Here is a 539-nt window from a genome sequence, read left to right as displayed (position 1 = left end):
GTAACCGCCAACCCGACGCCAGGCGTCTTGCCGCTGCGAATCTCACGCACCACCACCGAACCGCCACCAATGGTCACGTTGGAGGAAATCAGCCCGGACGACACCACCGTCGCATCGCAGGTACTGCGATCACCACTGCGCACGGCGGGTTGGCCGTTGATCGTGACCTTATCCGAGCCTTCGGCCAGAAACTGCGGCGGCATGGGCGGGTGCTTCATGCACACCACCAGGTCCAGCGGCTTGGGCACGGCACCCGGCGCAGGTGTGGCGACGGTAGGGCGCCACATCTGCGAAAAGAAACCTGCGGCCATGTCCAGATAACTGGCTTCGGGTTCCGGTTCGGGCGCTTCCAGCTCGGTACCGGCCGGTGTGACATGGGAACTGATCGCCCCGGCGGCACGGGCGGCAGGCATATTATTGGTCAGGGTATTGGTCGAGCCGGTGAGAATGTTCGCCTGCACCGTGGGCGGAAACAGGGCGTTACTGAAGGCATCGCATATCTTGGTCAGCCCTTTGTCCGCGCCACTTTTGCTCATGGC

At 63.3% G+C, this 539-nt stretch carries 1 protein-coding gene; it reads right to left on the bottom strand.

Annotated elements, in window-relative coordinates:
- Positions 1-539 (bottom strand): PAAR domain-containing protein (locus AOA62_RS24145; RefSeq protein ID WP_178075655.1); only part of this gene is annotated, 539 nt, incomplete at both ends.

Source organism: Pseudomonas sp. 2995-3 (assembly GCF_002742565.1).
In the GTDB taxonomy this organism is placed as follows: Bacteria; Pseudomonadota; Gammaproteobacteria; order Pseudomonadales; family Pseudomonadaceae; genus Aquipseudomonas; species Aquipseudomonas edaphica.
The sequence above is the reverse complement of the archived record's forward strand: the minus strand, read 5'-3'. Positions and strand labels throughout refer to the sequence as shown.